The 26254-nt window shown below is 68.9% G+C and carries 30 protein-coding genes and 1 pseudogene; 8 read left to right on the top strand and 23 right to left on the bottom strand.

From position 1 onward, the window contains the following. Window positions 1-276: 276 nt before the first annotated feature. The 9 genes from ABZ861_RS22970 to ABZ861_RS22930 all read right to left on the bottom strand — a co-directional run bounded on the left by ABZ861_RS22970 (window position 277) and on the right by ABZ861_RS22930 (window position 7271). Window positions 277-681, bottom strand: coding sequence for a hypothetical protein (locus ABZ861_RS22970; protein ID WP_361632982.1), 405 nt, complete (start codon window positions 679-681; stop codon window positions 277-279). A gap of 107 nt (window positions 682-788) precedes the next feature. After that, complete coding sequence (locus ABZ861_RS22965) at window positions 789-2561, bottom strand: relaxase/mobilization nuclease domain-containing protein (protein ID WP_361632980.1); 1773 nt, start codon at window positions 2559-2561, stop codon at window positions 789-791. Further along, window positions 2561-3028, bottom strand: coding sequence for a plasmid mobilization relaxosome protein MobC (mobC, locus tag ABZ861_RS22960; RefSeq protein ID WP_361632978.1), 468 nt, complete (start codon window positions 3026-3028; stop codon window positions 2561-2563). The genes ABZ861_RS22965 and mobC overlap by 1 nt, the downstream gene beginning before the upstream one ends. A 194-nt stretch (window positions 3029-3222) precedes the next feature. After that, window positions 3223-3447, bottom strand: coding sequence for a hypothetical protein (locus ABZ861_RS22955; RefSeq protein WP_361632976.1), 225 nt, complete (start codon window positions 3445-3447; stop codon window positions 3223-3225). Window positions 3448-3535: 88 nt separating this feature from the next. Continuing rightward, on the bottom strand, window positions 3536-4537 hold the full coding sequence (locus ABZ861_RS22950; RefSeq protein ID WP_361632974.1) for a DUF2637 domain-containing protein: 1002 nt from the start codon (window positions 4535-4537) through the stop codon (window positions 3536-3538). Beyond that, the gene (locus tag ABZ861_RS22945; RefSeq protein ID WP_361632972.1) at window positions 4534-5100 is read right to left on the bottom strand and encodes a WhiB family transcriptional regulator; all 567 of its coding nucleotides are present in this window, start codon (window positions 5098-5100) and stop codon (window positions 4534-4536) included. The genes ABZ861_RS22950 and ABZ861_RS22945 overlap by 4 nt, the downstream gene beginning before the upstream one ends. Before the next feature lie 116 nt (window positions 5101-5216). Next, the gene (locus ABZ861_RS22940) at window positions 5217-5924 is read right to left on the bottom strand and encodes an ATP-binding protein (protein WP_361632970.1); all 708 of its coding nucleotides are present in this window, start codon (window positions 5922-5924) and stop codon (window positions 5217-5219) included. Continuing rightward, a complete protein-coding gene (locus ABZ861_RS22935; RefSeq protein WP_361632968.1) occupies window positions 5924-6943 on the bottom strand; it encodes a hypothetical protein in 1020 nt (339 codons plus the stop codon). The genes ABZ861_RS22940 and ABZ861_RS22935 overlap by 1 nt, the downstream gene beginning before the upstream one ends. Before the next feature lies 1 nt (window position 6944). Next, on the bottom strand, window positions 6945-7271 hold the full coding sequence (locus ABZ861_RS22930; RefSeq protein ID WP_361632966.1) for a transcriptional regulator: 327 nt from the start codon (window positions 7269-7271) through the stop codon (window positions 6945-6947). A 348-nt stretch (window positions 7272-7619) separates the two neighbouring features. Between ABZ861_RS22930 and ABZ861_RS22925 the strand changes: the two genes are divergently transcribed. Continuing rightward, window positions 7620-8135 carry a transcriptional regulator gene (locus ABZ861_RS22925; protein ID WP_361632964.1) on the top strand — a complete coding sequence of 172 codons (516 nt, stop codon included), beginning with the start codon at window positions 7620-7622 and terminating at the stop codon, window positions 8133-8135. Window positions 8136-8448: 313 nt separating this feature from the next. On the opposite strand, the gene ABZ861_RS22920 is transcribed toward ABZ861_RS22925, so the two are convergent. Further along, window positions 8449-8856 carry a hypothetical protein gene (locus ABZ861_RS22920; RefSeq protein WP_361632962.1) on the bottom strand — a complete coding sequence of 136 codons (408 nt, stop codon included), beginning with the start codon at window positions 8854-8856 and terminating at the stop codon, window positions 8449-8451. Window positions 8857-8876: 20 nt separating this feature from the next. Between ABZ861_RS22920 and ABZ861_RS22915 the strand changes: the two genes are divergently transcribed. Together ABZ861_RS22915 and ABZ861_RS22910 are read left to right on the top strand one after the other, a co-directional pair. After that, entirely contained in the window at window positions 8877-10073 is a 1197-nt protein-coding gene (locus tag ABZ861_RS22915; RefSeq protein WP_361632960.1) for an MAB_1171c family putative transporter, read from the top strand. Continuing rightward, on the top strand, window positions 10070-10672 hold the full coding sequence (locus ABZ861_RS22910) for a hypothetical protein (protein WP_361632958.1): 603 nt from the start codon (window positions 10070-10072) through the stop codon (window positions 10670-10672). Before ABZ861_RS22915 ends, ABZ861_RS22910 begins: the two co-directional genes overlap by 4 nt. A 293-nt stretch (window positions 10673-10965) precedes the next feature. Here the strand turns inward: ABZ861_RS22910 and ABZ861_RS22905 are convergent, their stop codons facing one another. Beyond that, window positions 10966-11208: an HIT domain-containing protein gene (locus ABZ861_RS22905; protein ID WP_361632956.1), complete on the bottom strand. Its 243-nt coding sequence runs from the start codon at window positions 11206-11208 to the stop codon at window positions 10966-10968. Between the two features lie 394 nt (window positions 11209-11602). On the opposite strand from ABZ861_RS22905, the gene ABZ861_RS22900 reads away from it, so the two are divergent. The 4 genes from ABZ861_RS22900 (at window position 11603) to ABZ861_RS22885 (ending at window position 14320) form a co-directional block, all read left to right on the top strand. After that, window positions 11603-11866, top strand: a complete 264-nt coding sequence (locus ABZ861_RS22900; RefSeq protein ID WP_361632954.1) for a hypothetical protein — start codon at window positions 11603-11605, stop codon at window positions 11864-11866. Between the two features lie 157 nt (window positions 11867-12023). Further along, on the top strand, window positions 12024-12812 hold the full coding sequence (locus ABZ861_RS22895) for a hypothetical protein (protein ID WP_361632952.1): 789 nt from the start codon (window positions 12024-12026) through the stop codon (window positions 12810-12812). Beyond that, entirely contained in the window at window positions 12793-13335 is a 543-nt protein-coding gene (locus ABZ861_RS22890) for a hypothetical protein (protein ID WP_361632950.1), read from the top strand. The genes ABZ861_RS22895 and ABZ861_RS22890 overlap by 20 nt, the downstream gene beginning before the upstream one ends. Before the next feature lie 199 nt (window positions 13336-13534). Continuing rightward, on the top strand, window positions 13535-14320 hold the full coding sequence (locus ABZ861_RS22885; RefSeq protein WP_361632948.1) for an SAM-dependent methyltransferase: 786 nt from the start codon (window positions 13535-13537) through the stop codon (window positions 14318-14320). Between the two features lie 11 nt (window positions 14321-14331). On the opposite strand, the gene ABZ861_RS22880 is transcribed toward ABZ861_RS22885, so the two are convergent. After that, the gene (locus tag ABZ861_RS22880; RefSeq protein WP_361632946.1) at window positions 14332-15174 is read right to left on the bottom strand and encodes a helix-turn-helix transcriptional regulator; all 843 of its coding nucleotides are present in this window, start codon (window positions 15172-15174) and stop codon (window positions 14332-14334) included. A 171-nt stretch (window positions 15175-15345) separates the two neighbouring features. Then, entirely contained in the window at window positions 15346-15588 is a 243-nt protein-coding gene (locus ABZ861_RS22875) for a DUF397 domain-containing protein (protein WP_361632944.1), read from the bottom strand. 465 nt (window positions 15589-16053) lie between these two features. On the opposite strand from ABZ861_RS22875, the pseudogene ABZ861_RS22870 reads away from it, so the two are divergent. Then, a pseudogene (locus ABZ861_RS22870) lies at window positions 16054-16221 on the top strand (transposase); the annotation flags it as partial. A gap of 174 nt (window positions 16222-16395) precedes the next feature. Here ABZ861_RS22870 and ABZ861_RS22865 read toward each other — a convergent pair. From ABZ861_RS22865 to ABZ861_RS22820, 10 genes are all read right to left on the bottom strand, one after another. After that, complete coding sequence (locus ABZ861_RS22865; RefSeq protein WP_361632942.1) at window positions 16396-17301, bottom strand: glycosyltransferase; 906 nt, start codon at window positions 17299-17301, stop codon at window positions 16396-16398. Continuing rightward, window positions 17298-18023, bottom strand: a complete 726-nt coding sequence (locus ABZ861_RS22860) for a hypothetical protein (RefSeq protein WP_361632940.1) — start codon at window positions 18021-18023, stop codon at window positions 17298-17300. The genes ABZ861_RS22865 and ABZ861_RS22860 overlap by 4 nt, the downstream gene beginning before the upstream one ends. After that, the gene (locus ABZ861_RS22855) at window positions 18016-18825 is read right to left on the bottom strand and encodes a nucleoside phosphorylase (RefSeq protein WP_361632938.1); all 810 of its coding nucleotides are present in this window, start codon (window positions 18823-18825) and stop codon (window positions 18016-18018) included. The genes ABZ861_RS22860 and ABZ861_RS22855 overlap by 8 nt, the downstream gene beginning before the upstream one ends. Before the next feature lie 56 nt (window positions 18826-18881). Beyond that, the gene (locus tag ABZ861_RS22850) at window positions 18882-20666 is read right to left on the bottom strand and encodes a radical SAM protein (RefSeq protein WP_361632936.1); all 1785 of its coding nucleotides are present in this window, start codon (window positions 20664-20666) and stop codon (window positions 18882-18884) included. 12 nt (window positions 20667-20678) lie between these two features. Then, on the bottom strand, window positions 20679-21914 hold the full coding sequence (locus ABZ861_RS22845; protein ID WP_361632934.1) for a metallophosphoesterase: 1236 nt from the start codon (window positions 21912-21914) through the stop codon (window positions 20679-20681). Between the two features lie 68 nt (window positions 21915-21982). Beyond that, window positions 21983-23176, bottom strand: a complete 1194-nt coding sequence (locus ABZ861_RS22840; RefSeq protein WP_361632932.1) for a DegT/DnrJ/EryC1/StrS family aminotransferase — start codon at window positions 23174-23176, stop codon at window positions 21983-21985. Then, complete coding sequence (locus ABZ861_RS22835) at window positions 23173-24024, bottom strand: sugar phosphate isomerase/epimerase family protein (RefSeq protein ID WP_361632930.1); 852 nt, start codon at window positions 24022-24024, stop codon at window positions 23173-23175. The genes ABZ861_RS22840 and ABZ861_RS22835 overlap by 4 nt, the downstream gene beginning before the upstream one ends. Window positions 24025-24094: 70 nt before the next feature. Continuing rightward, complete coding sequence (locus tag ABZ861_RS22830; protein WP_361632928.1) at window positions 24095-24571, bottom strand: RpiB/LacA/LacB family sugar-phosphate isomerase; 477 nt, start codon at window positions 24569-24571, stop codon at window positions 24095-24097. 398 nt (window positions 24572-24969) lie between these two features. Beyond that, complete coding sequence (locus ABZ861_RS22825; RefSeq protein ID WP_361632926.1) at window positions 24970-25542, bottom strand: DUF6624 domain-containing protein; 573 nt, start codon at window positions 25540-25542, stop codon at window positions 24970-24972. Beyond that, window positions 25539-26246 carry a hypothetical protein gene (locus ABZ861_RS22820; protein WP_361632924.1) on the bottom strand — a complete coding sequence of 236 codons (708 nt, stop codon included), beginning with the start codon at window positions 26244-26246 and terminating at the stop codon, window positions 25539-25541. The genes ABZ861_RS22825 and ABZ861_RS22820 overlap by 4 nt, the downstream gene beginning before the upstream one ends. Between the last annotated feature and the right edge of the window lie 8 nt (window positions 26247-26254).

Raw genomic sequence — 26254 nt, 5'->3', positions numbered from 1 at the left:
CCACCGTTCCCTTCGCCTGACAACGCTGCGCTCCGGGTGGTCGTCGGTAACGCCATCGCATCGGTCCGCAACGGCGAAGCCTCTGTGGAGGACGCGATCCTCCACGCCGCAGTCCACGGGTGGTACGAGGGTCACATCCAGGGCGAGGACGAGTGCCCCGGCTGCGACTTCCGAGGAGCACTGCCGAAGAGCGCAAACCGCGGCTGACCATCGCCCACGCCGAGGAGCGCCACCGACGTATCGGTGGCGCTCCTCGGCGTTCTGCACTCCGCCCGACTAATCCAGGTAGGTGCCGGCGAACGCCCCGTCGAAGCCGAGCGCGGCCAGACCCTGCTCGACGCTGGGATAGGTCGTTCCGTCTGGAATGACGATCAGGGCGTCGAAGTCGGCGCGGCTGATCTCGCCTTCGAGCCACTGGTTGCTGCAACGGCAGCAGACCCAGACGTGTCGGCCGTGGTTGATGAGCAGCCAGTCGCGCCGGGCGCGGCAGGCCGTGCACATCACCGGGATACCACGGAGGGCCAGTTCGCGCGGGTGGCTGAGGCAGCGTGTCGCGCCGGGGCCGCTGGGCGGCTGCGTCTCGTACTCGAGTTGCAGCAGGGGGTCGGTGCCGGCAGGGAGGACGGGAAGTACGGGGGCCGGCTCTGCGGGGCGGTCGGTGGTTCTGAGCACGAGCGTCATCTCCCGGTCGAGGTGCTTCTGTTTCCATCCGTAACAGCCGCTGGAGTTGGTTGTCCAGGGGTTTCTCGAAGGCCGGCGGGCCGATCACCCGGCCCGCCGGACCTTCGTCAACGGCGCGGTGGGCGGTTGCGCGGGTCGGAGACGGTGGGGCGAGCTGCTGCCGTGGGCGCCGCCCGGTTGTTGCTGCGATTGGTCGAGGCTTTCGACCGGCTGGTACCGGCCTGCGGGCGACGTGTCGCTTCACCTGGATGAGCAGGAAGCTGGGCGAGACGGCGCAGCCGCCAGACCAGCACGTCGTTCACGTTGTCGGCCGTGTCGAGTTCGCGCATGTCGACGGCCTGCTGGAGAAGAGTCTTCGGGTCGTGGCCTGCCTGCTCGACCTGGGCAAGCGTGGCGGTCAGGGCATCGGTCGTCGTTGATGAGCTGTCCACTCGCATCGCCGCTTCGGGCAGTGCTGCGCGGATGGTGGCCTGGTGGGTACGACGTTCGGCTTCTGGCAGCATGCGTCCTTGGTCGCGCAGTGCCTGCATGGGCGTGGCAGCGGCCTGGCGGTAGGCGGCTCGCAGATGCTCGGCAGTCTGTCGGGAGGCATGGGCCTGCTGAGCGTGGCCCCGGGCGGAATGCCAGCGGGCGGCGGCCAGCGTAACCAGGACCAGGGTGGAGAGGAGCATGGCGGTGGTGCCACCGTCCTCGCCACGGCCGAGGGCGCTGCCGGCCTGGATGATGCCCCGGGCCGCCGAGCGGATTGCCCGGGTGTCGGCACGCTCCGCTCGGACGTGGCTGCGGGTGGCACGCTCGAAGGAGCGGGCGGCGGCACCCAACTCGGCGCGGGTGGCGGCCGGGGAGGTCTGGGCCACCGCGTCGAGGAGTTCGCCAATCCCTACTAGTTGAGCTGCGGCTTCGTTGTCGTCCCCGTCGAGAAGGACGGCGGCGTGTTCGGCGATGCCGGTCGCGTTGCGTCGTTCCCGGGCGGCCGGGGACCAGTCCGATCGGCCGCCGGTCGCCCCCGGTTGCTTCGTCTGGTCAGCGGTGCCGTCGGCCAAGCGCCGGCGGATCTTGGGGAGGGATAGGTCAGGGGCCAGCTTGGATCCGGGGTACCAGATCGGCGTGCCTTCGCGGTTACGGTCGCCGGGTAGTGCGACGTTGTACCCAATGGCATCGCCGGACGGGGCGTTTCGGATCTTCACACGGAGGCCCGCCTCGCGGAGCCGGGTGAAAAACTCCTCCTCGGTGGCCGCCCCGGCGAGGGCCTGGCGAACAGCTTCACGGAGACTCTCGCGAGGTGCATCGGGACGCCCGGTTCGCTCGGCCTTGAAACGCTCAGCGCTGGTGGGCGACTTGGCACCGGTGCCGTCGCCGGGCCGGAGCTGACGCAGGCCCATCTCCCGCTCTATGCGTCGACATTCGGCTTGGGCCTTTTTGAAGTCGTAGTTCATCCTCGGACGGCGCAGGTCGCCTCGGACCATGGTGGCCAGGATGTGGATGTGGTCGTCGGCATGTCGTACGGCGACCCAGCGGCAGCCGTCCGGGTCGCCTTCGGGGGCGAGGTTGACGGCGTGGACCAGGCGGCGGGCGACGGTGTTCCATTCGGCGTCGGTCAGGTGTCGGTCGCCGGGGTCGGTACGGACCGAGCAGTGCCAGACGTGCTGAGCGGGAGCGCCGTCGCCGGCCTGCTTGACCCGCAGGTCCAGTGCTGCGGCGAGGCGGGCGAGGGTGACCTTGGGGTCGGGGTCGGGGCTGATGTCCCGTCCGGGGTCGGGGGCGAAGCCGTCCCAGCTTCCGACGAGGTGGGCGTCAGTGTGTTCGTCGCGTTTGCCGGGGCCGTACAGGTAGACGAGCAAGCCGTGGGTTCGCGAGCCACGTCGGATCTTGGGGACCATCAGAGTCGCCTCTTCACGAGGGCGTCGGCCGCGTCGTCGATGCGGGCGAGGAGGCGGGTCAGGGTCGTGAGGGCGTGTTCGAGTTCGCCGGGCCGAGGCTGGCCCCCGGCGTTGTGGACGTAGGCGATCTGGTTGATGTTGTTGCCGATCCGGGAGAGGGCGGTGCGCAGGGCGGCCAGCTCGTCGATGGCGGCGTCGAGTTGTTCGTTGGTGTGCAGGGTGGTGGAACCGCGGGCGGCGGCGAGGCCGGCGGCGGCGAGGAATCGGGCGACGGTGATGCTGCGCTGCGCAGCGGCGTTGGCGATCTCGGCTTTCTCGTCGTCGGAGAGGCGGGTGGTCGTCTTGCGGGTGCGCTCGGTCGGGTTGCGGCGGCGGCGGCGCGGCTTGCGCTCGGGGAAGGGGGACGTGCTCGGGCTCGGCTGCTCGCGGTCGCTGCGGCGGTCTGCTTCTGCCCCCGCGACCGGCACCCCCTGGTGCCGGGAGTCCGGCTGGTCTCCGTGCGCCCTCGCTCGGGGACCAGCCGGACTTCCCCCACCCTCCAGGGCGGGGGCAAGTGCGTACGACGGGCCGTAGGACGGTCGTACGCGACAACTTGCTCCGCCAGGAGCCGTCGTGGGGTCACGCTGCTGTCCGGCGGTGGTGCCCATCGGATCGTTGGCCGTCACCGGCTCGTCTCCGGGTCTTCCTGCCGCAGTTCGCGGACGAGTTCCTCTATCCAGTCCATGGCCAGAACTGGGTGGTGGAGGGTCCAGGGGTGGATTTCCCGGGTTCGCTGGACGATCCAGGTGTTGTCGGGGCCGGACTGGGCCCGGTGCAGGTGGCCGCGTTGGTGCAGGACGGTCAGCCAGGAGTTGACCTCGGTGGGTGTGGCCGGGTGGGTGCGCATGGGTTGCTCTCCGCTTCGCTTCGGAAGGATGTGGGGCGCGTGTCCGGGGGCGGGTGACCGGCCGTGGCGTCCGGATCGTGCTGTCCTGTCAGTTCCGGCCGGAGGTGACCGGCTGTCCGTGCTGGGCGCGGAGCTGAGCCATCAGGGCGGTCAGGGTGTCGCTGGACAGCGGTATCTGCTGACCTCGGATCGCCTGGGCGACCACCTTCCGGGTCAGCTTGTCCTCCGCCCTGACCGCTGACCGGGCGATCTTCAGCAGCTCCTCGGTGTCCGGGTCACTCCGCCGGTCACCGGCTGCCCGGGTGTCCCGGTCAGTGACCGGCGGCGGAGTGACCGGCCGGTCGGTGTCCGGCGCGTGGCCGTTCGGGTTGCCGGTGACCGGCGGGGTGCCGACCGCGCGGTCAGTGATCGGCGACGTAGCGTCCGGCTGTCCGGGCAGGTCAGGGGCCTCGTGCGGCTGTTCGCGGTCACCGCTGACCGGGCTGCTGTCCGCCGGGGCGCTGTCCCCGGTCAGTGACCGAGGACTCGGGGCCTGCTTGTCCAGGGACGGTCGAGGCCGGTCGGTCAGGGCAGTGACCGACTGCCCGGCGCTGACCTGACCGGGCTGACCGAGGTGACCGGCCTGACCGAGGTCCTCCCGGTCACTCTCCTTGACCGGGCCCCGGGCGATCAGGATGTAGAGGTGGACCGCTCCGGCCAGCGCGAGGGGGGCGATGGTGGACAGCACGGCGACCACCGTGTCCCCGAGTCGGAGGCCGGTGCCGGCGACCGCTTCGTCGTTGAGCCGGACCGCGTGGAGGGCGTTGGCCCAGATGCTGGCGGCGGTGGCCGTGCCGAAGAGGGCCCAGACGTAGAGCCGAGCGCGCATGGGCGCATCGCGCAGGACCAGGAGTGCCCGGATGCCATAGGCGATGAAGCCGTCGATTACCAGAGGGAAGAGGTAGGTCAGGAAACCGCGGACGTGGATGGCGACGGCCATCTGCTGGAGGGCGTCGTACGACAGGGCGCACCCCGCGCCGCCCAGGGCGATGACGACCGCGCGGTCCCAGCCGGTGATGTGCGCCGTCCTCGGCGCGCTCGCGGTGTTCACGCCGCCGTCCCGAAGTCATCGCGGCTCAGGTGCTCGCCGTCGGTCTCGGGGGGCGGGGTCGTCTTCGTGGTCTGCTCCATGTCTCGGTTGCGCAGGGCGCGGCGGATCTCGCGGTAAAGCTTCTGGGCGTGCTCCTCGGTGATCTTCAGGAGCCAGGCCAGGCGCTGCTCGGTCACCCCGTGGCGGTAGGCGGCGTGGACGACCGCGCGGCGCTCGGTCTTGGTGAGGTGGACGTCCCGCCCGGCGATGGTGGCGTTGACGCGGCTGTAGTCGAGGCGGTTGGCGAGCTTCTCGTGGAGCGGCCCGCGCTCCTCCTCGGTGAGTCCGCCTCGGATGCCGTCGGTGTCGCCGCTTTCCAGGGCGGCGTCCAGGCAGGTGCGGCGGACCGGGCACTGGCCGCACAGCGACTTCGCGGTGGTGATCTTCTCGGTCTCGTCGGGCTCCGGGAAGAACGTTTCGGGGTCCACCGGGTTGAACTCGGTGCTCTGGCAGACGGCCTGGTCCTGCCAGGTCTGGTCGCCGAGCGACCGGTGGCGGGCAGGGCTGATCGTCGTGGTGGTCATGCGGGTTGCTCCGATCGCTCTCCGCGCGCAGGGGCGTCGGCGGAGGGGTGCGCTGGGTCGGGAGGTGCATGGGGCGGCGCGCTGAGGGCGCGGCCCGGCGTGGTGGCCTGCGGCGGTCAGGCTGCGGCGCGGTGGCGTCTGCGGTCGACCGGCTCGAACTCGACCCGGGTGGTCATCTGCGCGAGCCTGCTGGTGACGCGGTCGCCGAGGTAGGCCCGGAGGTCCTTGATCGCCAGGTTGGTGGTAATCAAGGTGGGGAGTTCGTAGTTGTACCGGCGGTTGATGAGCCGGTACGTCACTTCCTCGACCCACTCGCTGGCCTTGGCCGCCCCGAGGTCGTCGATGATCAGGAGCGGGCAGCGGCTGACGGCCGCCAGCTCCCGTTCGCTGTCGACCCCGGGCCGGGGCCGCAGGTCGGCGTAGAGGTCGGCGGCGGTGGTCGCGCGCCAGCGCACGCCGACTCCGCTCTGCACCAGTCGCCGGACCGCCCCGTACGCCTGATGCGTCTTGCCCGCGCCGACGACTCCGGCCATCAGCAGGCTGGGGCCGGTGGTGACCTGTCGCCGGGCTCCTACGCTGGGGGCGACGGCTGCCTCGGCGACGTCACGGGCCCAGGCCAGGACTTGGGGGTGGTCGGCGACGGCAGCCTGGTAGCGCGGGGGCGTCCCCGCCAGCAGGGCCTCCAGCGCGGAGAAGGGCTCGGGCTCGTCGACCACGGCGGCGACAGCGGCCGGGTCGATGTTGCGGGCGGCCAGGATCCGGGCCATCCGGTCCAGGGTGCCCTCGCTGCCGAGGGTCTGCGGTTCGCGGTTACGGGTGCGCATCACAGCTCCTCGGCGTAGGCGGCGGCAGCGTTGGCCGGGTTGGTCCACGCCTGGTGGGCGGGCACGTTAGGCCGGATTCCCGGCCGCGCCAAACCGCCGGATCGTGCGTTCATGGCCTCGTTGACCATGCTCGTCAGCACGCTCGGGTGCTTGGGGTTGGCCGCGAAGTGCTGCAGCCCGGCCCGGATGTGCTCCGGGGAGATGCCCTCGCCCAAGAGCTTCTTCGCGATCCGCCCGAGGTGCCCGATCACGTCGCTGGGCGGACGCTCGTCGCAGGCAGCGACGTACTCCCTGACGAGCTGGTTGGCCGAGACGGTGGCTGCGGGCGCTGTGCGCCCCGTAGGGACAAGAGATCTAGGATCCAAGATCCTAGATCCAGGCGCCGAGTCCTCTCCGAGGTTTCGGGGAAGGTTCGGGGAAGTCTCGGACAGTGCCCTCTGACCTGCATTTTTCAAGTCAGAGGGGCTAGGAGTGCCGGCCATTCCGTCGAAGGCGTCCTGCTGGACGGCGGGAGCCCGGTCGGCGTTGACGCGAGGTGTCACGAGGGGCTGCGCGGGCAGATCGAGGGCTCGGGGAGCGTTCGGCGAAGCCTCGGCGAGCCCTCGCGTAGGGGTGGGCGACTCCTCTACCCGCTTGGCGCAGATCCCCTTGCAGGGCGCGCACCGGTCGGCACCGTGGTGCTGCGGGCAGGTGGGCAGTCGGGACTGGCTGGGCTTGTCGATCTTCTGGTGCAGCGACCAGGTCACGATGTGGAGGTAGCGGCGGCCGTCACAGCCGGTGTACCGGCAGATCAGACCGGCGTTCGCGAGCTGGTGGAGGTCGTCCTCGACGTGGACCGAGGTGTGCTCGGCGCGCAGGGGCCAGAGCAGCCCGGCGATGATCGCGGCGTTGTCCCGGTGACGGCCGTGGTCGTCGGCCTGGGTGAGCAGCCCGAAGAAGGTCCTCTCCGCCTCGACGCTCACTTCGGCGAGCGACTCGGAGGTGAACGCCTCCGGCTTGATGGTTCGTATCCGTGCCATTTCAGCGGCCCCGACCGGCGGCGAACAGGTCGCTGGGAGTGAGAGTGGCGTCGGCAAGGTCGAAGGTGTGCGGGCGCGTCCAGTCCACCTCCGGCCAGACCCGCAGGATCCAGCGGCCCGCGACCCTTGCGGTTGTGCGGCCCACCTCCATGGTCTTCCCAGCCTCGTCCTTGACGACGGCGTGCAGGTGGGGCCACGTCTGCTTCGGGTCGGTGAGGCTGACCCGGATGGTGGCCGCCCCCGGAATCATGTCGGCGAGCTGGGCGGCGAGACGGTGCTGGCGGTCCGCGTCCGGGCAGGCCGGGGTTCCGCTCGGCATGGCGAGCATGAGATACTCCGTCGTTCGTAGGAGCGCGGTGCGGCGGTTCTCGTGCAGAAAGCCCTGCCGCTCGCGTGTTGTGTAGTGGTGCCTCTTGGGGTGCCGGCCCGGCGCTTGGGAGTTGGTAGCTCCCGGGCGTCGGCTACATAAGCACCCTGTGGCTGTCAGCCCGATCGGGCACTACGTGCCATCGACCCCCCTCGTCCATCACTGAAGTGTCGGCTCAGCCTGAACATACACTCTAGTGATCGCGACGCGCCAGTCACTACAGTGCGACCGACGATGCGGCCGCGATGCAGCATGCAATACACTTCAGTGCTGAAGCAGTGAAATCAACGCGACAGAGGATCCGCAGGCATGGCGAGAACCCGCAGCAGCAGCGCTGGGCGCTCGACGGTGGCCGCCCGGCTTAACCACCTCATCGCAACCAAGCCTTCAGCGAGCGGCAAGCCGTATACCAACCCGCAGATCGTCCAGGGAATCGCCGATGCACCCGGCCCCGAGGGGACGACGATCTCACTCAGTGGCATCGCACAGTTGCGGTCGGGGACCAAGCCCAACCCGACGGTCAACACACTCAAGGCGCTGGCACGGTTCTTCCAAGTGGAGCCCTCCTACTTCCTGGATGACAGCGACAGTCAGGCCGTCAGCCAGCGCCACGCCCCAGAGGACAGCCCGATCACTTCGGTGGCCAGCGAAGAGAACGATCACCTGCAGGCGGCGGAAGAACTCTTGATCGCGATCAGAGACAACGACGTACGCGGCATCGCTTTCCGAGCGAACGGCCTGTCGGCCGACAGTCTCCGAATGATCAAGACCGTCATCGAGCAGGCCAGGAAACTCGAAGGCCTGGACAGCCAACAGTCGATGTAGTTGGCCCACTTGGGAGCGTTGATGATTTCACTACCCCCCGCCGAAGGTAGGCACCTGGCACATGCAACAATCTCTCGCGTACACCACCTCGGACACTCAGGGATAAGCCCTGGGTCCAGAATCTTGCGCAATCTACGAGCTTGTCTTCTTGATCGTTCCGATTAGAGGGCAGGGTCGGCAAGACAAGGAACGACCCATGCTCAGAAGGCGTCGAAGCCGACACGAAGAACGGCTGCGGGCGATATGCGTAACGCAGCTTGAAGGAATGATCTTCCCCAAGCCGTTCGACATCGATGAGTTTCTCTGCCGGTTCTCATTGCACCGCAAGCGTCCTCTTCACGTGCATGAGCTGCCTGACGTGGACGTGATAGGCGCCCCGTGCGGAGTATGGCTGGCTTTCGAGAGCGAAGACCACCTTTTCCACCTCCGAGCTATCAGCCGGCGTCATCGCGCACAGGTCCTCAAGCACGAGACCGCCCATATCTTGCTCGGCCACCGCGTGAGTATGGATGTCCAGGCGCTTGCCGACGTTCTGCCGAGCGCGATCGACCGTGAGGCGGTCCAGCACGCCTTCGGCCGCACCAGTTACGACACAGCCCAGGAACGCGACGCTGAACTTGCCGCCTCCCTTCTTGACGAACTCATCGAGGATCTCTTCCCCGATCCGTACGCTTGTGGTGAGCACAACGTGCTGGCCCGCCTGGACGACGCTCTCGGTCACCCTGTGAAGGACCGCCGCTCATGAGCCTGTCGTATCAGACCGCCACGGCCGGTCTGCTTTGGACGGTGGCCATCTGGCGCCTTCCTTCCGCGACCAACTCCCGCAAACAGCGCACACTGTGGGGTGCCTTCGCGGCCCTCGCGGTTGCCATGACGTTCGAGGTTCCCGCGCTGGCCCAGGCCACGGACAGCATCATGAGGGTGAATAGTCTGACCACCCTGGTGAAACACCTCTTTGGTGTGGTGGCCTCCAGCTCCGTCCTGGAATTCGTTATCGCCGTGGTCCGCCCGCGCGGCTTCCTCCCCCGGAACGTACGGCGCAGCCTGACACTCAGCGCCATGACCGCCTTGATCGTTTTCTTCGCGCTGTCCCCGCGTGCGCACGAATCCAAGGACTTCTTCGAGGAGGGCAGCAGTTCTGCTGCCCCTACGATCTACATGACCGTCTTTCTCTTGTACATCGGTACGGCCATGACGGTGGCAACATGGCTCTTTCTCAGCGCGAGCCAAATCGCTCCGTCGGGATGGCTGCGCAGTGGGCTCCGAATCTTGGGAGCGGGAACTGCAGTCGGTATCGCCTACTCCATCCAACGCGCCGCCTCCTTGGTTCTCCTAGCCCTTGGCCACGATCAAACCGACAGCAAGAATGCGGAAAATATATTTTCGAGCTTGCTGAAGACGGCAGCCATCTTGCTCATTCTGCTCGGTAGTTGCCTCCCGCCCATTCCGGTCATGCTGCGGACTTTCCACAACGTGTGTGCTCTGCGCCGCCTCGCGCCCCTGTGGAAGGGACTCGCCGCAGGCACCCCGCATGTCGTACTCGATGCCCCGATCCAGAGGCGCCGCGTCAGCCTTCGCCTTCACCGTCGGATCATCGAGATCAACGACGCCTCCGTCACCTTGCGTGAGTACGTTCCCGCCGCACTCAAGGCTGAGGCCCGCAAACAGGCCACAGCATCCGGGCTTTCTGGCGAGGCGATGGAGGCAGTTGCTGAGGCGTGCTGGCTTGCCGCTGCCTCCAGGCGGGCGCAGCTCGGTTACTACCCGCTCAAGGGACTCCCCCATCCCACTCCCGGCGCCGTGGACCTTGATCTAGACACTGAGCTGCGCTGGCTCTGCCAGGTCAGCGCGGCGTACCACGCGCGCCCACTCGTCCGATCTTTCGCGAACGCGCATGCCCGTCCTGCGCCGCGCCCCAAGCACCAGGAAGCAGCGTGACCAGCACCACCGCCACCCCGACCATCACCGAATCCCGCATAGCGCGGGCGTTGACTGACGGACTGGAACCGAAGAACTGGATCATTGCGATCACTGTGCTGATCGGATGGCATGCCGACCGCTTCATCGGAGTCGGCTGGGGACTTGTCGGTGCCGTTTTCTCCGGCATCATCCCCATTCTGTTCATCAAATTCGGCGAGCGCCGAGGATACTGGGGCGACAGGCACGTACGGAGGAGGCAGGACCGCCTCTTCGTCATCCCCGGCATCATGACGTCGGTCATTCTCGGCATGACACTGATGATCGTCTTCAGCGCCCCGCAAGAGATGATCGCTCTGGTAGCAGCAATGCTCGCCACCCTCGCGGCCATTCTCGCCGTCACCACCGCCTGGAAGATCAGCGTGCACGGCGCCGTATCCGCCGGTGCGGTGATCATGCTCACGCAGGCATATGGCCCCTGGATGCTTGTCGGGTTTGCTCTCGTGGCACTCGTCGGCTGGTCGCGCATCGAACTGCGCGACCATACTCCTGCGCAAGTCGTCGCCGGCACCGCTCTCGGAACCCTGATTGCCGCCACCACTTTCGCGGCACTGCGCTGATGAGAGGCCGATGAGAGCACGAGTCCGCAGGCCGTATGAGCACACACTTCCGTCCTCGGCGGAGCCCAACCGGCCCTTCGGCGGGCCTGTTCTCCGACACGCTGCGCATCGCCTTCATCATCCTTGACGCGCGCCGGGGGCACTGGACCTACAAGCATTGTCAAAGTGCGCCCACAGAGCTGGAGGATGGTGAGCGGTGTGTGTTGCTACCGGGGGTGCGGCACCTATGTCGTGTCGCGGGAGCGGGGCGGGCTTTGATGCTGTGTTTGATCACTCATGTGGGTCGCGGTACCTCATAGAGGGAACTGAGCCTTTTCCAACCTGCTCTGCAGGTCAGGCGATTGGCGTGAGTGCATGTGCTTCGACTCCTGGTGCTCATTGGTCACCACGCAGGCTGCCCCGTGCTCTTCGCGCACCTGGGCAGCCACCGAGCGGACCACGCGCAGCACGTCAGCGAGGATCTCCTCGTTCCCCTCGCCGAGGTCCACCAGGGAGGGGATGTGCCGCTTCGGCACCACGACGAGTTCCGTCGGCAAGCGGGCAGTCTCTCGTGAACGATCAAGGTTAGGCGCCGCCTCGGATCGATTTTCACGGCGTGAAGGAAACAGAGAGCCGGACATCACCCACACGAGTGATTTTACGCAACAGTCGCATGAGACGCATAAGGCTCGCGTGAGCCCAGAATGTCCATTGCGTTGCAGAAATCTTCCGGATTTGAGCAGGGAGCGACTGCCCTACGAGGCGAGATGACGTTATAAGTATTTTCGCTTCACGTGTGGAGTGGCAGGTTTCGTTTTCACCGTCCGGGGCTGACCTGGTGATCCGGCGAGTGGAGCCCTAGATTCGGCGGACGCACGAGCTGGGGCCCCCGATGTCAGCGAGGGCCCCAACGTGGGACTCATGCGTCACCACCGCGAAGGGGAACAGAACATGAGCCACCTCAAGAGCCGGTTGCGGCTACTCACGCTCCCGGCTTCAACCGAAAATACCATTCCGTCGTTTACCACGCCCCAAACCAGGGTGGTGAGTTTCCTGGACCTGACAGTGCGCTGGAGCGCCGTGTCTACGCCTGTCCTCCTCGCCATCACCGCTCTGTGCGGTCCGGTCATTCCAGAGAAGCTCTGGTGGGGTGTGATCGCAGGGACGTTCGCCGAGCGCTCACTCGTCCGCTTCCAGCGGGTGCGCCGCCGCTGACTCACGAAGGAACGCGGGCGGGCCCTCACTGGCTCGCCTGCTGTGCCGTGCTCGTGTCGTAGAGCGCGGCCTCAAGTGCCTCCCGTCACAGCGGAGGCACACGGTCAGCGGATGGACAGAGAACGTGGAACGACAGACGGACAAAAGTGCCGCTCACGTGCCGAGCGACGAGGTCATCGCATGCGGGTTCCGGCTCTGCCGCCGGCGCTTTCGCCGGGAACGACAGCCGGGGCGCCCGCGCCTGTACTGCAGCGATCAGTGCGGACGCCAGGAACGGCAACTGCGCGAGTCCCGGGATGCGCCCGCGAAGGTCGCGGAGCCTGCGCGACTGGGTCTGGCCGCTTCCCAGACTCTTCTCGTGCGGATCGGGGCCTTGGCCGAGGCCGAGAGCCGCAAGGCCGGTCTGCAGGAACTTCTCGGGCGGGCCGCAGATGTTCGCGCCGAGGTGGACCGGTACGTCGAGGCGGCTGTCACCGACGTGCGGTCGGAGGGAGCGGGCTGGCATGAGGTGGCAGTCGCGGCCCAGGTCAGTGTGAGGACCGCGCAGGCCAGGTGGGGACGCCCGGCGATGGAGCCGGAGCGGCGCCGTCCGGAGCACCAGGTCGTTCTGCCCGCGGCGTTCGGCTCCGAAGGGGTGGCGATCGGGCACCTGCTGGCCGGCGCGGTGTCCTTCCTCCCGGTGGACGGCGAGCGAGTGCCTCGCTGGCTCGCAGTGTGCACTCTGGTGACGACAGTCCCGGACTGCGAGGCGGTGACCGCCTTGACGCGGGCCGTCTCGGGCGATGGCTTCGTCCCGGACCGGGAGACGTCGTACGTGATGGAGCGACAGGCAGAGGGCGATTCCGAGCCGGGCCGGCCGTCGCCGAAGGGCGTACAGCACACGATTCTGGTCACCTGTTCGGCTCTGCGAGTGAGGGGTGACGCCCATGCGGACAAACTCCACTGATCACTGGGTGGGGCGCCCGGCGGAGACTGCGGCGGTGCGGCAGGCGGCGCTGGCCGGCTGCCGCATGGGGCAGAGTGTCGCGGTCACGGTGCCGCTGGGACGCGAGCAGCCTGAGATCGAGATCGGGATGCCGACGGCGTTCGCCGCCTTCTGCGCTAGCCGGTTGGATGTCTACACCCGCTACGCATCACTGCGGCTGAGGGACAAAGGTCTGGCCAGACGCACAGTTCAGGTGGCGCTCGGCGATCTGGCGATGGTGTGGGCAGAGGCGTTGGAGAGTTCGTCGCCCCCGGCCCTGGCCTGGCGGCTGCTGACGTCTCGCACCGGCCGGGCCGCGGTCGGCTGCGATCCCGTCCTCTACCGTGTCCTGCCCACCGAGCAGGCGGATGTGATGCTTCTGAGGTACTGCCTGGGCTTGCCGACTGCGCAAGCCGCCGACGTGATGGGCTGGAGTGCTGCCCGTTTCGCTCGTGTGCTCAGTGACTCAGTGCGCACGGTCAGCGCCGATAAGGCGCTCGGATGAGCACAGAAGTGCGCCCGCGTATGCCAGCGGCAAGTGAGAGCGCCGGGGCGGCTGTCACGTGCCGCTTTCACCCCCGCAAGGGGTGGCAAAATGGGCGTTGCAACTCCTAGAGTTAAGCAACTCATCGTTGCCTCGCCGCACAGCAGCTAGCGCTGTGTGCCGAGGAGGCAGTGCGCGAGCGGCATGTTGGGGGCACGGCATGAGAATCGACGTCAGCCGAGCCAGTGATGCGCGCATTCAAAATTTCCTGCTCGGCGGCGCCGACAACTACCCCAGGGACCGGCAAGCCGGCAAGGAGCTGCTGGCTCTCGCACCCGACGCGCAGCGTCTGGCGCGCATCAATCGGGCGTTTCGCGTGCGGGCCGTGCGCTATCTCGCCGCGGAGCGCGGAGTCAGGCAGTTCCTCGACCACGGCCCCGGACTGCCGGTGCGGGACAGCCTCCCCGTCCACCAAATCGCCCGACGAGCCATCACGCAGGCCCGAGTCGTCTACATCGACCAAGACCCCCTAGTGGTGGCGCACGCCCGGATGATGCTCGACGAGCCGGACACCCTGGTTCTCGACGCCCACGTCTTGGAAACCGACGCCATCCTCTCCGGGATCAAGGGAGCCGGCTTCTACGACCCGACCGCCCCGGTGGCGGCCCTGTTCGTCTCCGTGCTGCACTGCGTCCCGGACGCGCACGACCCCTGGCAGAGCGTCAGACACCTCACCAGGTCTCTGCCGTCCGGAAGCTACCTCGCGCTGTGCCACCTGGCGAGTGAAGACGAAACACTCCGAGAAGAAGTCACGTCACTCATGCGCGGGTCCACCAACGACGAATGGTGCGTGCGCTCTGTGGACCAGGTCCACCGCTTCTTCGAGGGCCTTGAACCTGTGGGTGGCCCACTCGGCGATGTCGCGTACTGGCGCAGCACTCCGGATATCCAGCCGCAGGCGACCCGGAGATGGTTCGAATACGGCGGGGTGGCCCGGGTCCCCTGACGAACGGGGCGTCATTGACTCAACTGGTCGATGTATTTCTGAAGCAGTCCTAGCGTGGCGTCGCGGGAGACCGCATTACGCCAGAGGTTCGCGAGGGCCAACTGGTGGCGCTCCACCTGGTCCTGGTCCGTCAGATAGCTGCCGCCGTATCGAACCTCCAGGTAGACCATGGCGTCCTCGGGAGCCGAGGGCATACCGAGGTAGGTGATGGCGGGAGCCGGGGCTATCACTTCTTCACTTGCGGAAAAGGGCAGGATGCGGATGTGGATCCGCTCATGGTTCTCCTCCAGGTTGTACAGGTCGCGTAGCTGGGCCCTCATGACCCGGTGCCCGCCGATCGGGCGGGCGAGAACGGCCTCGTCCAGCACGGCATAGTAAGCGGGCCCCTGCGGGCCTGTCAGGTTTTCCCGCCTTGCCTGACGAACCTTCACCTTTCGCTCCACCTCGTCGTCGTCGCCGCCCCCGGAGGAATGCGGGTAGGCGTGCCGGCTCAGCGCGCGGGCGTAGGAGCTGCTCTGGAGGGGGCCTGGAACGAACTGCAACTCGTAGGTGCGGATTTCCTCGGCCGACGACTCCACGCTGATCAAGCGCTCCAGCCAGCCGGGGATCGCGTCCCGGAACTCCTCCCACCAAGCGGCGCTCTCTGACCGCCTGATGAGTTTGTGCAGGGACTGTAGGTCCTGGTCGCCGGCGCCGTAGAAACGCGCAAGCGCAAGGACCACGTCTTCTTTCAGGGGAGTGGAGCCGGTCTCGATGCGGCTGAGCGTCGGCGCGGAGCCCACGAGACCGGCCTTGACGACATCGATCAGCCGCAGTCCCTTGGATTTGCGGAGCCTGCGCAGATGGGCCCCCACTACCGTGCACACTGCAGGTGACGGGCCGCTGCTCGCGCCTGCACTCTCTTCGACAGCCCTCAGCAGCCGACCGCCTGCCACCCAGCCTCCCCAGTGTGCCGCGACGCGCCGCCCAAACCCCCTAGGGGCGAGGGCGGCGCGACGGCTGATGCGAGCCGGGAGCGTCAAGGTTCAGCCGATGATGAACCCGTCGAACTCCCCCTGCTTGGCGCCAGCGATCATCGCCTGCATTTCCGAACGTGTGAAGACCAAGGCGGGTCCCTGCGGGAACCGCGAGTTGCGCACAGCCGTGTCGCCGTTCGGCAGCGCTGCGAACTCTACACAGTTGCCTCCTTCAGGGGTGCTGAACGTGCTTTTCACCCATTGGACTCCGGAGACCGATCCCGCAGCGACCCCGTTTTCATATGCTGACACCTGCTCTCCTTTCACCCTTACTGCACGCCGCCCACCCGGCCACCCGCATCCCTCGCACCCGAAGGTTGGCCAGGCTGGACAGAGGCCGCGGTTGGACTCATGAAACTTTCATGAGCCTGTGAATGCGAACGATCCTAGAGCCCTGATGCCGCCCGCACCGTCCCTCGAAAGAGTGTTCCAATTAGTATGACGATCCCATTTCAGTAGTCGTACCGCATGGCGAGCTTGGCGGCCCGCCTACAGCGGATCAGGATGGCAGCGGAGCCGAGGAAGGGCCCGAAATGGCCTTACCGGCTGACCGCCGTGCCGCACACGCGGCCCCAGGGTTGATGCCAAGCCACTGACTACGAAAGGCCACGACCACCCCTGCACACGCCTTTACGCGCCGATCACCAGCATCTCGGGGCGAAGCAACGCTTCCTCCTGGGAAGTGCCTCCGACGGTGCCAGGAACAAGGATCTCGGAAAAGAGGAGCACAACAAGTCCCACAAGCAGGTCCGCGCCCGCGTCGAGCACGTCTTCGCCCGTATGAAGACCTGGAAGATCCTCCGCGACTGCCGTTTGAGGGGCGACGGTGTCCACCACGCCATGCTCGGCATCGCCCGGATGCACAACCTCGCCCTCGCCGGGTAGGCCAGCGGGCCGCACAGCGGCCAACCGTGCTCGATTCGACCCGAAGATCATTTACGGGACAACCCTTAGTTACCACTGAGGTCGTCCAACGGGTCTCCCGCCAGGATCGGATAAGCGCTGCTCCGCCGCCCTTGGCGGGTGATCGGGTTGTCAATCGAATTGACAGACTCGCTTCTATACGATCGGGGGCCGGCCGGCACGGGTTAGGTGCCAGACGGTGCGCCAGGACATCGGACTGCGGTCGCCGTGGCCACCGCGCATGCCCTCGCGGAATCCGGCGAACCAGGCGGCGAGGGCTTCGCGGGAGGGGATTCGGGCGATGGTGATCAGGACCCAGGCGGTCAGGTAAACGGGGATGAGCGGGGCGGGCAGCCGCCGGTAGGCGACCCAGACCCGGTTGCGGGCGACCAGGCGCAAGTAGAGGGCGTGGCGGGTGGGTTCGGTGGCGGGGTGGTGGATGACGATGTCGGGGGCGTACCAGCCGGTGTGGCCGTGGTCCCACAGCCTCCAACTGAGGTCGAGACCCTCGTGGTAGAGGAAGAAGTGGCCGGGCCAGCCGCCGACCTGCTCGTAGGCGGCGCGGCGGACGAGGACGACGCCTTCGGCCATGACCGTGACGGTCCCCGGCCGTGTGGGGTCGGCGGCGCGTAGGTGGGGCACCCAGCGGCGGACGGTGACGCCGGTATCGGGGTCGGCGATGCGGGGCTGGATGTAGGCGGCGTCGGGGTGCTGGCGGGCCTGGTCGACGAGTCGGGCCAGCACATGGCTGTCGGGGAGGTGGGCGTCGTTGTCGAAGAAAAAGATGTATTCGCCCGCCTCGGGTCCGGCGAGGGCGCCGGCGCCGATGTTGCGGCCTTCGGGAATGCCCAGGTTCTCCGGCAGGGCGACGACCTTGGCGCCGTCCGGGACGTGGTCGGGCTCGCAGCCGTTGCCGACGACGACCACCCGCAGTTCGACGCCCTGTTGGGCGAGGAGGGAGTCCATCGCTTTCGGGAACTGGTCCGGTCGGTCGTTCATGGTCAGCACGACCGCGTCGACGGCGGGCTTCGGGCTGGGGGGCAACGGGTTCTCCGGGGTCATGCTGGCTGGGCGAGGCGGTCGGCGATGAGGCGGTGGAGGTCGGCGGCGGCCGCGTCAGCGGTGCGGGCTCCGCCATTGGTGACGGTGGGCCAGCCCTGCCCGGCGCAGACATCGCGGAGTCGGGCGGCGATGAGTTCGGTGAAGCGCCCATAGCCGTCGGGGTCGCGGCTGAGCTTGCCGTTGTGGTCGAGGTAGGGGGCGGGGCATCCGGCAGCCCGGTACCAGGCAGTGCGGTCTGGCTGTGGGGTGTCTATGTGCACGGTGAGTCGCTGCCGGTCGGCGGACGCTGCGGGCGGAAGGAGGCTCTGTTGCCAGGCGGCGAACGCGTGCTGTCGCTCGACGCTGTGGCCGTGGTGGGCGGCCGCTTCAACGCCGAGGCGGATGCGCGTCTTGTCCCACCAGCTTTCGGCGATGACGACCTCGCCGGCGGCGACGGCGGGTGCGACTTGGGCGTGCAGGATGGACCGGTACTGGACGGCGGCGGCGAGACTGAGTTGTTCCCAGCCGGCGTCGGTGGCGGCGTCGGAGCGGAACAGTCTGTCGACGGCGCGGACGAGGTCGGCGTGGGCGCGGTCGCCGTTCGGCCGGCCCCGGTCGATCCTTCGCACTGTCCGACCTGTGCTCGCGAGGATGGGCACGAGGTGGTCGACGATCGAGGTCTTGCCGGAGCCGTCGGCGGCCTCGACGACGACGAACAGGCCCGTAACCGGATGTTCAGCCACGGTGCGCCTCTCGTTCCGTCTCGTGGTGGGGCACCACCGTATCCGGCGGGGCGGCGGCCGTGGACGGGCTGTGCACGGTGAGGGCGTCGAGCGCTGCCGTCAGAAGCTGCCGAAGGGCGGTCTCGATGTGCGGGGAGTCGGTGCGAGGCGTGCGGTTGACGAGGCAGTCCGCGATCGTGAAGGCGGCGGCGGTCGGCAGGCGGCGGTGGCGGCCGACGGCGAACAGGCCGGCGGCCTCCATCTCCACAGCGAGGATGCCGTGCCCGGCGTACAGGGCTGCCTCGGCGGCGCTTTCGCGGTAAAGGGCGTCGGTGGTCCAGGACGGTCCCTGGCTCCATGTCGCCCCGATGCCGCTGAGCGCTCCAGCGAGCGAGGCGGTGAGGTGGGGATCGGGATGGGCGAAGAGGCTGGGCGGCAGGTAGTGGCGGGAGGTGCCCTCCCCACGCAGCGCCTTCTCGCACAGCACGAGGTCGCCTGGTCGGAGGGCGGGGGCGAGGGCGGCGGCGGTGCCGATGGAGATGACCGCGGGGACGCCGAGCGCGGTGAGCTGCTCGGTGACGAGTGCGGTGGCCGGTGCTCCGGCGCCGATGCTGGAGCACAGTGCGATGGAGCGGCCGCAGTGGTGCAGCACGTGGAGATCCGCGCTCGACCATCCCGCGAGGAGCTGGGCTTCGGAGTGGGTGGCCAGGGCGTGGTTCAGCAGGCTGTTCTGGTGGACGAGGACGGCGCCGGCGGTGTCGGCGAGGGTGGCGCCGGGGTGTCGGGTGCGGACGTAGGCGGCGTGCTCGGCCGGGTCGGTCACAGCGGCCAGGGTGTGTTTGCACGGCAAGGCCGTGCGCAGCGCGGGACGGCGGCGGGTCACGCCGGGGCCGCCGTGCGCGCGTGGAGGGCGGCGGCGAGGGCTTGCTCTTGGTGGGGCTGGACGCTGTTAACGGTGTGCCAGGGCAGGAGGGCGGTATCCATGGCGCGCAGGTGGTGGTCGAAGGTGAGTCCGTGGCGGGCCAGAGCTTGGCCGAGTTGGGACTTGGTGAGGCAGGTGAAGTCGGCGCCGACGTCGTGGAGGTGTTCCAGGGCGTGGCCGACGCGGCGGTCGCCTCGGTCGCAGACGGCTTCGAGCAGCAGGCGGGAGTGCTCGCCCCACAGGACGCGGAAGCGGTCGTGGGCGGGGCCGGCCAATTCGGTGAGGCGGTCGCGGATCGCGGTGACCCACCCGTCCACGAGGTCGGGGTCGGCCATCGGCAGGCGCTGGCTTGCGGTGCCGGGCTGGGGCATGAACTGCTGCAGCTTGACGATGACCGCGCCGTCGGAGCGGTCCAGGCGCTGGAAGACGCGCTGGGCGTAGTCGGCGATGGCGAGGCGGTCGGCCTGGGTCTCGCCGGGGGCACCGAGCATGAAGTACAGCATCACGGTGCCGAAGTGGGCCGTGGCGCGGCATAGGTCGAGGGCGCGCCCGACCTTCGCCTCGTCCATCGTCTTGCCGAAGATGCGCACTAAGTCTTCGGCGGCGAACTCGGGAGCGATGGTGATCACGCCCCGCGGGGCGTCGAGGCTGAGTTCGGTGAACAGGTGTCCGGGATCGAGGCGGGCGACCGCGTCGAGGTAACCGGCGGTGACCTCGTCGGCGCGGACTGAGCCGATGATCACACTGACGGGTTCGGGAGCACGGTCGGCGTATGCGGCGATGCGGGCGAGGAGGTCGTCGCGGTGCCGGTACTGGGTGAAGGTCGGCGAACTGATGATGATCTTGCGGATGTGGTGGTGCTCCAAGGTGTCGATGTAGTCGGTGAGCTGGTCGATCGGGGCGTTCCGGAAAGGCGGGGTGCCGAGGGTGCACATGTGGCAGGAGTGCTTGCAGCCGAGGTTGGCGATGACCAACGCGCAGGAGCCGTCGCTGATAGGCGAGGTGAAGTGCGCTGGCCCGAGGTCGCGGGGAGTGAGGTGCTGCGGGTGGACGGTGTCGGGGGCGGTGGGGGTGCTCGGGCGGATCGCGGCGGTTCCGCCGCCGGGCAGCAGGGTGTGTTCGTACAGGGAGGGGACGTACAGGCCGGGGATGCGGGCGGCCTGTTCCAGCAGCGCGGCACGGGGGCGGTCCCGGTGCTGGTGGGCGGCGCGGATCAGGTCGAGGAACGAGCGTTCGGCCTCGCCGAGGGCTACGACGTCCAGGAAGTCGGCCATGGGTTCGGGATTGGCAAGGCCGCCGCTGCCGCCGACGACCAAGGGGTGGCGTCCGGCGGTGCGTTCCGCGCTGCGCCGTGGGATGCCGGCGAGGTCGAGCAGGCGCAGCACGGAGTGCAGGTCGCCGGCGTTGGTGACGCTCACGCCGACGATGTCCGCGTCGGCGACGGGGGCGGGGTTCTCGATCGACCGGTACGGCTCGTCCTCGGGGGTGCGCAGCCGGTTGGCGTCGGCGACGAGGCACTCGTAGGCCAGGGCTCGTTCGGCGGTGGCCGGGACGTCGGGGCGGCGGTTGACGAGGTCGTACAGGGCCATGGGGCCGGTGGCGAGCAGGCTGTAGGCGTGACCGTACGGTGAGAGGAACACCACGCGCAGGTCGCCGGGGCGGTGGGTGCGGGTGTAGGGGCCGAGGAGGTGGATCTCGCGGCGGCGGATGCGGTCGGTCTCGGTGGCGAGGGCTGCGGTCACGAGTTTGTCCCGTCAGGTCGGTAGGAGTGAGGGCAGGCGTGGGGGCCCTGGTGTGAGGCGGGGCGCCAGGACGGCGCGGACCGCGTCGGCTGCCATGAGCCCGGTCGGCTGCCGATCACCGGTCAGGAAGGTCTCGGCGATGTAGTCGCTGGTGAGGACGCGATGTGCTCCCTTGGGAAGGACCTCGGGCCAGGAGGCGATAGGGCCGGCCAAGTACGCGGCCGTGTGGTGGCGTAGCCAAGCGGGCCAGTCGGCGGGGGCGTCGGCGATGACCAGGTGGTTGGCGAAGGGTTCCAGGGCGAGCAGGTCGGCGTTGGTCAGGGTGGTGCCGAGGCGGGCCGGGCGTAGGCCGCTGTCGGAGAGGACGACCGGCAGGCGGTGTTGGCGGTGCAGGTGGCGAGCGACTGCGGTCAGCAGTGCGTGCCGGTCAGGGGTGGTGTTCGCCCAGGGGAGGGCGATGGCGCCGAGGGGTTCGGCGAGGCGCGCCGTGAGGCCGTCGATCCGGTTGACGATGTCTGCCAGATCGGCGGGAGCAGTGCCGTGTTCGGACAGCTCTTGGCAGTCGGCGCTCCAGCGACCGTCGGGGTGGAGGTCGGCCTGGGCGTAGCCGCGCGCGTGCTCAAGGCCCTTGAGGACCACGGCCCGTCCGGCGCGGGCGGGACCGCGGTGGTCGCTGTGGCAGTGGCCTGCGAAGATCAGGTTGAGGTGGGGAACGGCATCGGCCAGGGCGAGGTCGTGCTCGAAGCCGGCGTGGCTGAGCAAGACCCATGTATCCACGCCGACTGTGGTGGCGGCCAAGCGCTTCAGGGCCTGGGCGGGGTCGGTCAGGTGGAGGCCGGGGCGTTGGGAGACGCGGATTGCGTCGAACGCGGCCGGGCCGATGATGCCGGTGATGGCGACGCGGCGGCCGCTGATGGCGGCGCGGTGCACGGTGGGGAACGCCGGATTGCCGTCGGGGCCGGTGACGTTGACGCAGACGCTGATGCGGTGGAGGTTCTCGTCGCGCAGGTAGTTGACGAAGCCGTGGTTGCCGGGCACTACGGCGTCGTAGAGGCGTGTGAGGATCTGCCGCTCGACGTTTCCGCCGCCGAGCTGGTGGTAGCCGGTGCCTTCAAACCAGTCGCCGGAGTCGACCACCAGGCGCCGCTGGCGGGCCCGGTGGAGATGGGCGAGCAGTGCGGGGGCGCGCTGGAGGCTGGAGTGGACGTCGGTGGTGGCGGTGATGCCGGTCAGATGCCGGGCTCGCATCCGGGTACTCCCCTCGGGTCGGGGGCCGGGGCCAGCCCGGTGGCGGGCCTCAGCGGGGGAACGGGTGCTCAGGTGCAGGTAGCGGCCACAGTGCGGATGGCGTCGCCGATCGCCTCGGCGATCTCCCTGTTCTCCGCCTCGCTCATCAGCGGGTGCAGGCACGGGTGCAGCGCGCGATCGGCGGTGCGTCCGGCGGCAGGCAGGCGCTGTCCGGCGGTCGCACGAGCGATCAGCTCGTGCCCGAGCGGGGTGGGCCGCTCGCCCGACAGGCTGCCGATGCCGTGCCGCGCCGCGAGCAGGCGGCGCACCTGGTCGCGCCCCGCCGCGCCCCAGTCCTCGGGAAGCAGCAGGTTGTAGAGGTAGTGGGTGTGGGCTCGGCCGATGCTCGGCGGTAGCACCAGGCCAGGAACGCCGAGGCCGCGCAAAAGCTCGCTGCGCTGCTCGGCGAGGTGGATACGGCGGTCGTTCATCTCCCGCAGGCGGCGCAGTTGGACCAGCCCGACAGCGGCTGGCAGTTTGCTCATCTTGTAATTGCTGCCGAGCAGGCGGCCCTTGCCGAAGCTGCGCAGGCGCCGCAGCCGCACGGCCAGGTCCTCGTCGAAAGTGGTGACCATGCCGCCCTCGCCGAGGGTCGTCATCCCCTTCTTGCTCTGGAAGGAGAAGACACTCGCCCAGCCGGCGCGGCCGACCGGTCCGAACTCGCTGTCGGCGCCAACCGCGCGGGCGGCGTCCACGATGATCCTGACCGGGCCGTGCTCGGGGTGGGGATGGCGCTCGGCCAGGTCGAGCAGGGCCCGCATGTTCGCGACCTGGCCGTTCATGTGAGTGACCAGGAGCGCCCGGGTCCGGCAGGTCAGAAGGCGGGCGACGTGATCGGGGTCGAGATTGAACCCGCCGGGTGAGGGCTCGGCGAGCAGCAGGCGGCCGCCTGCGCGCAGCACGGACAGGTGCGGACCGACGAAGTTCAGCGCGCCAGAGATCACCTCGTCGCCCGGCTTAAGGTCGAGACAGGCCAGGACTTGGTCCATCGCGGTGCCGGCGCCGTTGTAGGCGACGGCGAACGGGACGCCGGCGTGCACGGCGAAGGCGTCCTCGAACGCGATCTCCTGCGCCTTGGCCCGAAAGCCGGTGCGCCAGTCGGCGGAGTCGGCCAGGGCCTGCATGACCGCGTCGATCTCCTCCTGGGTGTACCAGCCGCCGAGGGCGGGCTGCTCCGGCCAGCGCAGCACCGTCCGCGACGCGGAGGTGTCGGAGACGGTCATAACCGCGGCCCGGCAGGGGCGTGGCCGGCGCGGTCCAAGACGTCATGCGCGGCGCGGTAGGCGATCCTGGCGGCGTCCAGGGTGGGCATGGCTTGCAGGTCGGGGTGTTTGACCTCCACGCTCACCGGCCCACTCCAGCCCCAGGCATCCAGCTCAGCGAGCAGGCGAGGCAGATCGATGACGCCCTCGCCGGGCAGCACCCGGTGCTCGTCGCGCAGGTGCTCCCGCTCGATGCCGGCCGGGGCGTCGTTGAAGTGCACCCACAGCGGCATCGCCGACGGGATCTGGTGTAGGGCAGGGGAGCCGGACAGGTGCCAGTGGTAGGAGTCGATCAGGATGCCGGCGTTGGATCGGCAGACCCGGGCTAGTACGCCCAACGCGCCGGACAGAGTGCGCACGCCATTCTGCGGCGGGTCGGCAGGGCGCAGCCCCATGTATTCGACGCAGACGTTCAGACCGCGCTCGGCGGCGAGATCGGCGACGACGCCGATGCGATCCTCTACCTCGGCCGGGCCAGGAATCGCGGCACCGGTGTCGTCGACATGCGGCAAAACGAGTGTGCCGCTGCGCGCCCCGAGACCGGCGGTGAGGTCCATCGCGGCCGGGGTGCCGTCGAGAGCCCGCGTCCAACGGGCGGTGTCCCAGCCCAGGCGCAGATTCCACCCGGCGTGCCAGGGGCCGAAGTCGTCGCCGAGCAAGCTGGCGAGGGCGCGGTCCTGGCCGAGGGCAACGCGCCACTTCGCGGCGGACAACTCCACGTGACGGAAACCTGCCGCGTGGGCCGAGCGGACCGCCTCGGCGCAGGGACGGCGCTTGTTCATGGTCGAGCGAGTGATGGACAACTCCATACCGGAGCCCCCCTTTCGGGTGCGGATCTGGCCGGGCGTTGCCGTACGGACCGGCCTAGGTGGATCGTGGTCAGGCCGGGCGGTGGTCCCGGGCCTGCTCGTAGGCGGTGATCGCCGCGACCTTCGCCGAGGCGGAGACGGCGGGGTCGAAGCGGTGGGCCAGCCAGACGGCCAGCAGCCCCCGGGCGAACTCCAGCGAGACGATCGCCTGCCCCAGGCACAGCACCTGGGCGTTCGTGTACCGGACGGCGTGCTCGACGCTGTAGGAATCGTGAGCAGTGACGGCACGGATGCCAGCAACCTTGTTCGCGGCGACGGCCACGCCCAGTCCCGTGTGGCACACCAGCAGCGCCCGGTCCACGCCACCGTCGGCGACTAGGCGGGCGGCAACGAGCGCTGCCTCCGGATAAGGCGGCGGGGCACCAGGCGTCAGGTCGACGACGCGCTCGACCAGCGGATGGGCGTGGAGATCAGCGGCCAGCGCCTCCCGGTGCAGCGCACCAGCCGCATCCGAAGCCACCGCGATCCGCAACCGTCTAGCCAGCATCAGGCTCGTGCGGGCCTCGTCCTTCACCGAACGCGGCACCGAGTCCCCTAGGTCCAGACGGGCAACGTCAGTGCCCGAGTCGACAGCCTCCTCTAATCGTCCGAGAGAGGCTCCAGGCGTGGCGTGCCAGCTACTGCGGCCGACGCGGGGGGCGGCGGACGGTGGGACTGCCGGGAGAGGTGAACCCGGCGGCGTCTCGGTCGGTGCTTCAGGTGCGATCGTCACGGGCTGCTCCATTCGGTGTGTCCTGCATGAGCGTCCAGACGCCTACGCCGGCGGCGTAGGCCGTGGTGAGCGTGGCGGTGGTGCGAGGCGAGAATTTGGGCCCTCTTCGGCGGCTACGAGGCCACGAGGGATGCGGTTTGGAGGAGGCCGAAAAGAGCGCCAATGGGCGGTTATCACATGGCGGGCACGAGATCATCGACGGTGCGACCGGCGTCATTGGGCGGTGTTAGGAGACGTCGGCGCAGAGCCGCCATCGCGGAGGCGGCGGGCGGCAGTCCGAGGTGGGCCCGGCGGGAGTCGAGGGCGCGCGGTTCGCGCAGGGGCCAGGGCTGCACTCCGTCGGGAGTGATGCGGTACTGGGTGCCGAACTCCTGCGGCTCTGCTCTGGCGATCAGAGACCGGTCGAGGAGGTGGGCCCACTGCCAGGCCGGCGCGTCGTCGGCCTTCACAGCGCGGTGCAGAAGGCGGACGGCTGAGCGCTGAAGATCGGGCTCGTCGTCCGCGTGCAGGGCGAGCTGCCAGGCGGCGCGGCAGCCGGCGGGCCCGACCAGACGGTGGCCGGGCCAGTCGTGCTCCGCCAGGATGCGGCGCAGCACTTTGGCGTTGGCGTGGTCGGTGTGGCGGCCGGGGCCGAGCTGGATGCCGTCCAACTGGTTGCGAATACGCCGTGACCAGTGCGCACTTGCCTGCTCGGCGCGGCTGATCAGGTCTTCGGCGAGGTCGGGGCGTAAGGGGTGTGTAGTCATGAGGGGGTCCGGTCGCTTTGCGGGGGAGCCTGGGTCGGGTCGAGGCGGTGCGTCAGCCGTTGCGCCTGCTCGATCGTCAGGCGGAGGGTGAGGCGATCAGGATCGTGGGCGCAGCCTCGCCTTGCTGTGGCCGTGACCTCGGAGCCGACGACTCCTGTCACGAGCCACTGCATCCGGTCGGCGAGACGGCGCAGCCCGCGGGGGCGGTTCAGGTCCAAGCCGGCGTCGATTGCGGGGGCGCCGAGCAGGGCCGCGAGTATGACGGCCGAGGCCAGCATGTCGTCCGGCAGTTCGAGCGCGACGGCGTGTGTGCCGACGTCGGCGTCGCTGATCACGCCGTGGGCTTCCAGAAGGTCCACCAGTGGCGCGAGGGCGGAGTAGGCGCGAGTCCAGGGGTCGAGGAGTCGGGCGATGAGCCGTCGCACGGACTCCTCCGTGTGCAGGGTGAGGACCGGGCTAGAGGAGCCGCCGCCGTCGAGCGTGACGTCGGCGACGACTCCGGCCTCGTCCAGCCAACGCGCGGCCGCCTCGGTCGCGAACGGCGTGTGTCTGCTGTACAGCGTGAGGTTCAGCGCGGCCCCGTCGTCTGCGGGGTAGACCGTCGCCTCGAAGCCGGCCTCGCGCAGGGCGTCTTGGAGTAGCCGCTGCAAGGGGGCCGCCGTCTGCGGCTGCGATGAATCGGCGGTGGCCGCTGGTGGGGTCATGGTCGCTT

This window comes from Streptomyces sp. NPDC046985 (assembly GCF_040644415.1).
GTDB lineage: Bacteria > Actinomycetota > Actinomycetes > Streptomycetales > Streptomycetaceae > Streptomyces.
This window is presented reverse-complemented; position numbering and strand designations above follow the sequence as displayed.

Bases quoted from the DNA above. Each gene is read 5' to 3' on its own strand.
- ABZ861_RS22970 (WP_361632982.1), bottom strand. From the start codon at position 681: ATGACGCTCGTGCTCAGAACCACCGACCGCCCCGCAGAGCCGGCCCCC.
- ABZ861_RS22965 (WP_361632980.1), bottom strand. From the start codon at position 2,561: ATGGTCCCCAAGATCCGACGTGGCTCGCGAACCCACGGCTTGCTCGTC.
- ABZ861_RS22955 (WP_361632976.1), bottom strand. From the start codon at position 3,447: ATGCGCACCCACCCGGCCACACCCACCGAGGTCAACTCCTGGCTGACC.
- ABZ861_RS22945 (WP_361632972.1), bottom strand. From the start codon at position 5,100: ATGACCACCACGACGATCAGCCCTGCCCGCCACCGGTCGCTCGGCGAC.
- ABZ861_RS22940 (WP_361632970.1), bottom strand. From the start codon at position 5,924: ATGCGCACCCGTAACCGCGAACCGCAGACCCTCGGCAGCGAGGGCACC.
- ABZ861_RS22935 (WP_361632968.1), bottom strand. From the start codon at position 6,943: ATGGCACGGATACGAACCATCAAGCCGGAGGCGTTCACCTCCGAGTCG.
- ABZ861_RS22930 (WP_361632966.1), bottom strand. From the start codon at position 7,271: ATGCTCGCCATGCCGAGCGGAACCCCGGCCTGCCCGGACGCGGACCGC.
- ABZ861_RS22925 (WP_361632964.1), top strand. From the start codon at position 7,620: ATGGCGAGAACCCGCAGCAGCAGCGCTGGGCGCTCGACGGTGGCCGCC.
- ABZ861_RS22915 (WP_361632960.1), top strand. From the start codon at position 8,877: ATGAGCCTGTCGTATCAGACCGCCACGGCCGGTCTGCTTTGGACGGTG.
- ABZ861_RS22900 (WP_361632954.1), top strand. From the start codon at position 11,603: ATGAGCCACCTCAAGAGCCGGTTGCGGCTACTCACGCTCCCGGCTTCA.
- ABZ861_RS22890 (WP_361632950.1), top strand. From the start codon at position 12,793: ATGCGGACAAACTCCACTGATCACTGGGTGGGGCGCCCGGCGGAGACT.
- ABZ861_RS22885 (WP_361632948.1), top strand. From the start codon at position 13,535: ATGAGAATCGACGTCAGCCGAGCCAGTGATGCGCGCATTCAAAATTTC.
- ABZ861_RS22865 (WP_361632942.1), bottom strand. From the start codon at position 17,301: ATGACCCCGGAGAACCCGTTGCCCCCCAGCCCGAAGCCCGCCGTCGAC.
- ABZ861_RS22845 (WP_361632934.1), bottom strand. From the start codon at position 21,914: ATGCGAGCCCGGCATCTGACCGGCATCACCGCCACCACCGACGTCCAC.
- ABZ861_RS22840 (WP_361632932.1), bottom strand. From the start codon at position 23,176: ATGACCGTCTCCGACACCTCCGCGTCGCGGACGGTGCTGCGCTGGCCG.
- ABZ861_RS22835 (WP_361632930.1), bottom strand. From the start codon at position 24,024: ATGGAGTTGTCCATCACTCGCTCGACCATGAACAAGCGCCGTCCCTGC.
- ABZ861_RS22830 (WP_361632928.1), bottom strand. From the start codon at position 24,571: ATGCTGGCTAGACGGTTGCGGATCGCGGTGGCTTCGGATGCGGCTGGT.
- ABZ861_RS22825 (WP_361632926.1), bottom strand. From the start codon at position 25,542: ATGACTACACACCCCTTACGCCCCGACCTCGCCGAAGACCTGATCAGC.
- ABZ861_RS22820 (WP_361632924.1), bottom strand. From the start codon at position 26,246: ATGACCCCACCAGCGGCCACCGCCGATTCATCGCAGCCGCAGACGGCG.